The organism is Flavobacterium sp. (genome assembly GCF_031423415.1).
Classification (GTDB): Bacteria; Bacteroidota; Bacteroidia; order Flavobacteriales; family Flavobacteriaceae; genus Flavobacterium.
Genome location: NZ_JANPFL010000026.1, coordinates 1 through 7608 on the forward strand (window position 1 = coordinate 1; position 7608 = coordinate 7608).

Genomic DNA, 7608 nt, shown 5'->3' on the forward strand with positions numbered 1-7608 from the left:
TATTTTGCCTAACATATTGCCACTTTTTTATACCGAAATATACACTTTTTGGCGATTTAAAAGTACTGTTTTCAACTGAATTTAATCACAAGTTATTAACAATCAAATTGTTAATTCATTTTTAAGGAATGACTATTTACATTTAATCAATTAGTCCAAAATTTGAAAACAAAAAGCAATTAAGAAAAAACTGCTTTTAACTTAATTGCTCTGTAAAAGACTTTCGAATACGAGGTACTCATTTGAAAATCTATAATTTTGGAGACAGTTTATAATTCTACCTGAACACTAAAAAACTGAACACCTGTCTGCCGACAGGCAGGCTGATCACTAACTATTAAGCGTCTAAATCAACCTTAGTTTTACTGGCAATTTCTTTATAAGTTCCGTTTACTAATTTCTCACGAATGGCTTCAAAAGCGGTTAGCGTTTCGTCAATATCAGACAATGTGTGAGGAGCTGTAGGAATAACACGCAATAAAATCATCCCTTTTGGAATAACAGGATAAATCACAATCGACAAGAAAATACCGTAGTTTTCTCTCAAGTCATTTACCATCACCATTGCTTCTGGCACACTTCCTTCTAAGTAAACAGGTGTCACACAAGTATTAGTATCGCCAATATTAAATCCTTTGCTTCTCAATCCATTTTGCAAAGCATTTACATTTTCCCATAATTTGTCTTTCAATCCTGGATTGTCACGCAACAATTGTAAACGTTTCAAAGAACCAATAGTTTGAATCATTGGCAATGCTTTGGCAAACATTTGCGAACGCAAATTGTATTTTAAATAATCTATAATTTCCTTATCGGCAGCAACGAAAGCACCGATATTCGCCATCGATTTGGCAAAAGTCGAAAAGTAAACATCAATATCATCTTGAACGCCTTGCTCCTCGCCTGCTCCAGCACCAGTTTTTCCAAGTGTCCCAAAACCGTGTGCATCATCAACCAAAAGACGGAAATTGTATTTCTTTTTCATTTCCACAATTTCTTTCAACTTTCCTTGCTGACCACGCATTCCGAAAACACCTTCGGTAATAAAAAGAATTCCTCCACCTTGCTCGGTAGCTAATTTTGTAGCACGTTGCAAGTTTTTCTCCATGCTTTCGATGTCGTTATGCTTGTATGTAAAGCGTTTACCGCTATGCAAACGAACGCCATCAATAATACAAGCGTGAGCATCTACATCGTACACAATCACGTCATTTCTGGTCACTAACGCGTCAATGGTTGACATAATTCCTTGATACCCAAAATTCAATAAATAAGCCGATTCTTTCATCACAAAAGCAGCCAATTCTTGCTCTAACTGTTCATGATATTTGGTGTGACCCGACATCATTCTTGCTCCCATTGGCGCAGCTGCACCAAATTCTAAGGCAGCATCTGCATCGGCTTTTCGCACTTCGGGATGATTCGCTAAGCCCAAATAATCATTCAAACTCCAGTTTAAAACCTCTTTTCCTTGAAATTTCATTCTTGGTCCTAAATCTCCTTCTAATTTTGGAAACACAAAATAACCTTCAGCTTGTGAAGCCCATTTTCCTAATGGTCCTTTATTGTTTTGAATTCTTTCGAATAAATCTTTTACCATAATATCGTGAAGTATTATATATTTTTTGAAGTTGCAAAATTAATTATTTAATCTTTCTTATCATAATATATGCATATTAAAAAATATCCTAATTGTCATTGCGAAAAACGTGGCAAACAAAGTTCACTGAACACAGATGACAATATAAAATAAGTGAAGTAATTGGAAGCACTTTCCAGCTGTTCATTCTAATCTTTTTTTATAAAATCTTTTTTTCCAAGGCCTTGCAGGAACTTCCTGTGGTCGTTCTGCAAAGTCAGGAAAAAATAGCTTTTCTCAAAAAAAGGATTTCCATTTCTATCTGGGCTAGGCATTAGATTTCACAATAAACTTTGTATATTTGATTCACTGAATACTCACTACTGAGTACTGAACACTATATTTATGTCACAAGATACCAAAGAATTAAAACTCGCCGTCCTTATTGATGCCGACAATGTTCCCTACAGCAATGTAAAAGGAATGATGGAAGAAATAGCCAAATACGGGACGCCAACCACCAAACGCATTTATGCCGATTGGACAAAACCCAATGCCAACGGCTGGAAAACCGTTTTATTGGAACACGCCATCACGCCAATTCAACAATACAGTTATACCGTTGGTAAAAATTCTTCGGATTCGGCGATGATTATCGATGCAATGGATTTGTTGTATTCCGATAAAGTCGATGGTTTTTGTATCGTTTCTAGCGACAGCGATTTCACACGATTGGCCATTCGATTGCGAGAATCTGGAATGAAAGTTATTGGCATTGGCGAAAAGAAAACTCCAAATTCGTTTATTGTGGCTTGCGATCGTTTTATTTACATAGAAGTCTTGGATGGAGCCATAAAAAAGACACGAGTAATAGCAAACGGACGAAGCAAGTCTCCAAAACCAACTGTTGCTCCTATTGCGGAGTCTAAAAAACCCGTAGACTCCGCGCCTGATAATTCGCGGACCGAACAGGTGCAGCAACAAAAAGAGACAACCCCAAACAAAATCGACAGCCAAACTATAGAACTTATAGAAGATACACTCGACGCCATTGGCGATGAAGATGGCTGGGCTTTTCTGGGAGATGTTGGTAATCTCATAGTGAAGAAAAAACCAGAATTCGACCCCAGAAATTACGGATTTTCAAAACTCACTCCAATGCTGAAATCCTTAACAGAAATTCTAGAAATCGATGAAAGAGAATCCGACAAAAAGGGAATCAAACACGTTTTTGTGAGGTTACGCTATAGTTAGAACTATTTAAAACAAAAAAGAGGTCTTTTTACAGACCTCTCCTTGTTAATTCTGATTTACTAGTATTACTTTTTCCCTTTCGGTAAATGACCTTTTAAATAATCTCCCCGTTCAGATTGATATACTCAAATAGTGAATCAAAACCACAATCAAATGTACATCATAAATTTTCATAATGATATAAAAATCAATATTTTAACATCAAATTAACGCTTCGGCTTTATAAATTATAACTGCTGTAATAAAACAGATACAATTGCAATTATTTTATCTGCTATCCTATTCTTTCATTACAATTTTTACATAAAAAAAAGGAGGACTTTTTATAGTCCTCACTTTTTATAGGTTCTGATTTATCATTATCTAACTTATACATTTATCTAGTATAGCTGCCTATTGAGATACTTTTTCTAATATTAAAATATTTATGATATTATATGCTCAAGTAATTAATCAAAAACTACACTCAAATATACGACTAAATACAATTCAAAATACTGCTTTGCATTACTTTAACAATAAATTAAGAAGCAAAAAATTCTAAATAATTACTTCTTAAAATATAAGTTTAATGTACCTGATTTTCCTTCGTACGTTCCATCAATTTTCAAAATTAACTCAGTAGCAGAAAGACTTACAATAGCAAAAGTGCCATCAATACCTGAGCCAGCAACTGACATAATTAAATTAGTTCCGCTCGTCGACCAAATTCCTACTTTTTGCTCAAACGCACAACCTGACGTATAGTTACCGTTTTTAGCAACACCTCCCGTAAGAAGTTCGATATAATCTTTAGGACATCCATCTTCATTTTTTAAATAATCCGTGGTGTATGGAAGTGTAAAGCCACTAGAAGATACAGTTGATTTATCAAAATTCCATTTCCCTTCCGCAAAATTTACATCGACAGGACCACTTATATCTTTGGTGCACGAAGTGAAAACTGTTACTAGAATAACTATCAAGACAAATAAATTACTTAATTTTTTCATATCTATTGTATTTAGTTAAAGTACAATATTACGCAAATAATGTTTAATCCAAAAAACAAATAGCACCGAATTAGCTAAATACAAAAATATTGATAGTTTTGACCTAAGTTTTGCTTGTGAACTTTATTATCCAAACAAAATTAAAATCGAAAATTAAAATACCCTAATCAAAACCGTATACCTTTGCTGTACAACTAATCAATATTTAAAAAATGAAACTCGTATTTGCCACTAATAACAAAAATAAAATCATTGAAGTGCAGCAAATGCTTCCTACCGATATCGAAATTATAAGCCTCGAAAGTATTGGCTGCTTTGAAGAAATTCCAGAAACTGCTGATACCATCGAAGAAAATGCTGTATTGAAAGCCAATTATGTAACTCAAAAGTATGGCTACGATTGCTTTGCTGATGACACAGGGCTAGAAGTTGAAGCGTTAAGCGGAGAGCCTGGCGTTTTCTCCGCTCGTTATGCAGGAGAACAGAGAAGTTCTGACGACAATATGAATAAAGTTTTGGAAGCTTTGGCATATAAAACCAATAGAATAGCCCAATTTAAAACCGTAATTGCCTTAAATTTAAACGGGAAACAACATCTTTTTACAGGAATTGCAACGGGCGAAATCACTCTAGAAAAAACAGGAAATCAGGGTTTTGGCTATGATCCCATCTTTAAACCCGATGGCTATGAAGCTACTTTTGCGCAACTTTCTCTCGAAGAAAAAGGCGCAATCAGCCATCGCGGCAAGGCAACAGAGCAACTTATAGCGTTCTTAAAAAACTAACTAATTGATTTTCAAATAACAATAAAATATTAAATCTAGAATTTGCATTAGATTATCTCGTTTATTAGCACTACTTTTGCAGCAAATTTTAAAAATACATATGAACAAATTTGAACAATTAGGATTGAGTGAATCGCTACAACGTGCGATTATCGATCTAGGATTTGAGAATCCGACCGAAGTACAGGAGAAAGCGATTCCCCTATTATTGGAACAAGACACAGATTTAGTTGCGTTGGCTCAGACAGGGACAGGGAAAACGGCAGCTTTTGGTTTTCCAGTCATTCAAAAAATTGATGCCAACAACAGAAATACACAGGCGTTAATTTTATCACCTACCCGCGAACTATGTTTGCAGATTACAAACGAGATTAAAAACTACTCAAAATACGAAAAAGGTATTAATGTAGTGGCAGTTTATGGTGGTGCGAGTATTACAGAACAGGCTAGAGACATCAAAAGAGGTGCGCAAATTATTGTGGCTACTCCAGGTAGAATGCAGGACATGATTAACAGAGGATTGGTAAACATTACTCAAATTAATTATTGTATCCTTGACGAAGCAGACGAAATGTTGAATATGGGCTTTTACGAAGATATCGTAAACATCCTATCAACAACGCCGGACGAAAAAAGCACTTGGTTATTCTCAGCTACAATGCCAGCAGAAGTAGCTAGAATTGCGAAACAATTTATGCACAAGCCGTTAGAAATCACAGTTGGAACTAAGAACTCAGGTTCTGCTACAGTTTCTCACGAATTCTATTTGGTAAATGCAAGAGATCGTTATGAAGCGCTAAAAAGATTGGCTGATGCTAATCCAGACATTTTCTCAGTAGTTTTTTGTAGAACAAAACGAGATACACAAGCTGTTGCTGAAAAATTAATTGAAGATGGGTATAGCGCCGCTGCGTTGCACGGAGATTTATCTCAAGCACAACGCGATGGTGTAATGAAATCTTTTAGAGGAAGACAAATCCAAATGCTTGTAGCTACGGATGTGGCTGCTCGTGGAATTGATGTTGATAATATTACTCACGTAGTAAACTATCAATTGCCTGATGAAATCGAAACGTACAATCACCGTTCTGGCCGTACAGGTCGTGCAGGAAAATTGGGAACTTCTATAGTTATTGTAACCAAAAGTGAAATCCGCAAGATTTCGGCTATCGAAAGAATCATCAAACAGAAATTTGAAGAAAAAACCATTCCATCTGGAATTGAAATCTGCGAAATTCAATTGTTGCATTTGGCCAACAAGATTAAAGATACCGAAGTAGATCACGAAATTGACAATTATCTTCCAGCTATCAACAATGTTCTTGAAGGATTGTCAAAAGAAGAATTAATCAAAAAAATGGTATCGGTAGAATTTAACCGTTTCATCAATTACTACAAGAAAACTAGAGATATTTCATCTCAATCATCAGGTTCTGAAAGAAGAGAACGTGATGACAGAGATGGAGCTCCAAGAGAAAACAACAATGGCGGTGCTACAAGATACTTTGTAAACATTGGATCGAGAGACAATTTCGATTGGATGTCATTGAAAGATTACTTGAAAGAAACATTAGACTTAGGTCGTGATGATGTTTTCAAAGTAGATGTGAAAGAAGGTTTCTCTTTCTTTAACACTGACCCAGAACATACTGATAAAGTAATGGAAATATTGAATAACGTACAATTAGAAGGACGTCGTATCAATGTTGAAATCTCCAAAAATGACGGTGGCGGAAGACGCGATCACAACGGGAGATCTTCAGGTGGTGGTTTTGGCGGAGGTCGTTCCGGTGGTGAGAGAAGTTCAGCTCCAAGAAGAGAAGGAAATTTTGCTCCAAGACGTGAAGGTTCTGGTGGCGGATTTAGAAGCGACAGAAGTTCAGCACCAAAAGAAGGCGGTTTTGGACCAAGAACTAGTTCAGCACCAAGAACTGGTGGTTTCTCTGAAAGAGCTCCAAGATCCTCAGAAGCTCCAAGACGTGATGGTGGTTCTTCTGAAAGACCTGCAAGACGCTCGGAAAGCTTCGGTGACGCACCAAGAGAGAAAAGACCTAGAAGAAGTTAACACTTTTGTTAATTTTCTTATAATTATATTGAAACTATAAAATATTTAATACCGTTTTATTACTTTTAAAGTTTTAAATTCGTTTATGAAATATTTTGTAGTTTTATTTTTTTTAATACTTGCCTCGACAACTTTTGCACAAGTTATTGAACCAGTCCAAACCGTTACCGGGACTATTATCAATGACAATACAAAATTTCCTATACCCAATGTAAATATCATTAACATCAATAAAGTAAGAGGAACAACTACTGATGATAAAGGCAATTTTGAATTGGCCGTTTCTGTAAATGATACGCTGCACATTACAATTTTAGGATTTCAATCTTTGAGAATCAGAGTGACCAACGATTGGGTAAAAACCAAAACTACAAAAATTCAGCTGACGGAAAAAGCTTATGCGCTTGAAGAAGTTATTGTAGGAAGATACAATTTAACAGGTTACATCGAAGTAGATTCAAAATTGATTCCCGTAAAAGAAAATTACCGCTACAGCATTTCGGGTTTGACAGAAGGTTACGAAGCCGGTGAGTATTCGCCAAATGCTTTTGGAAAAGTGATGGGTTCCATCTTTAATCCCGCCGATGCACTTTATAATTTCTTTGGTAAAAAACCTACTGAACTCAAAAGATTGCGAGAAATGAAAAAGGACGACACCGTCCGAAATTTACTAGAAACAAAGTATGACAGAGAAACTATTGCCGTACTTCTTGGTGTGAATAAAAAAGAAATTGCCGAAATTCTCGAACGTTGCAATTACTCCGAATCCTTTATGCGAACAGCCAACGACCTGCAAATACTTGACGCCATTAGCTCCTGCTATGAAGAATATAAAATCTTGAAAAGGAAATAAAATTGTAATGAGGTATTCTGAACAGAATATAGAAATCTAGCACATTTGAATCCCTCTGTTTTCAAGAACTTCTAAAAGAT

The 7608-nt window shown here is 35.8% G+C and carries 6 protein-coding genes; 4 read left to right on the top strand and 2 right to left on the bottom strand.

Features of this window, described 5'->3' with window-relative positions:
- Positions 1-337 precede the first annotated feature (337 nt).
- Complete coding sequence (locus RMO83_RS03250) at positions 338-1600, bottom strand: aminotransferase class I/II-fold pyridoxal phosphate-dependent enzyme (protein ID WP_310558242.1); 1263 nt, start codon at positions 1598-1600, stop codon at positions 338-340.
- Between the two features lie 384 nt (positions 1601-1984).
- Here RMO83_RS03250 and RMO83_RS03255 point away from each other — a divergent pair, with 384 nt between their 5' ends.
- Positions 1985-2833 (top strand): NYN domain-containing protein, encoded by an 849-nt coding sequence (locus tag RMO83_RS03255; RefSeq protein ID WP_310558243.1) that lies wholly within the window; start codon positions 1985-1987, stop codon positions 2831-2833.
- Positions 2834-3381: 548 nt separating this feature from the next.
- Here RMO83_RS03255 and RMO83_RS03260 read toward each other — a convergent pair.
- Entirely contained in the window at positions 3382-3825 is a 444-nt protein-coding gene (locus RMO83_RS03260; protein WP_310558244.1) for a lipocalin family protein, read from the bottom strand.
- 212 nt (positions 3826-4037) lie between these two features.
- Here RMO83_RS03260 and RMO83_RS03265 point away from each other — a divergent pair, with 212 nt between their 5' ends.
- The 3 genes from RMO83_RS03265 (at position 4038) to RMO83_RS03275 (ending at position 7528) form a co-directional block, all read left to right on the top strand.
- Positions 4038-4610 carry a non-canonical purine NTP diphosphatase gene (locus tag RMO83_RS03265; RefSeq protein WP_310558245.1) on the top strand — a complete coding sequence of 191 codons (573 nt, stop codon included), beginning with the start codon at positions 4038-4040 and terminating at the stop codon, positions 4608-4610.
- A gap of 100 nt (positions 4611-4710) precedes the next feature.
- Positions 4711-6675 (top strand): DEAD/DEAH box helicase, encoded by a 1965-nt coding sequence (locus RMO83_RS03270; protein WP_310558246.1) that lies wholly within the window; start codon positions 4711-4713, stop codon positions 6673-6675.
- Between the two features lie 85 nt (positions 6676-6760).
- The gene (locus RMO83_RS03275) at positions 6761-7528 is read left to right on the top strand and encodes a carboxypeptidase-like regulatory domain-containing protein (protein WP_310558247.1); all 768 of its coding nucleotides are present in this window, start codon (positions 6761-6763) and stop codon (positions 7526-7528) included.
- Positions 7529-7608: the final 80 nt, after the last annotated feature.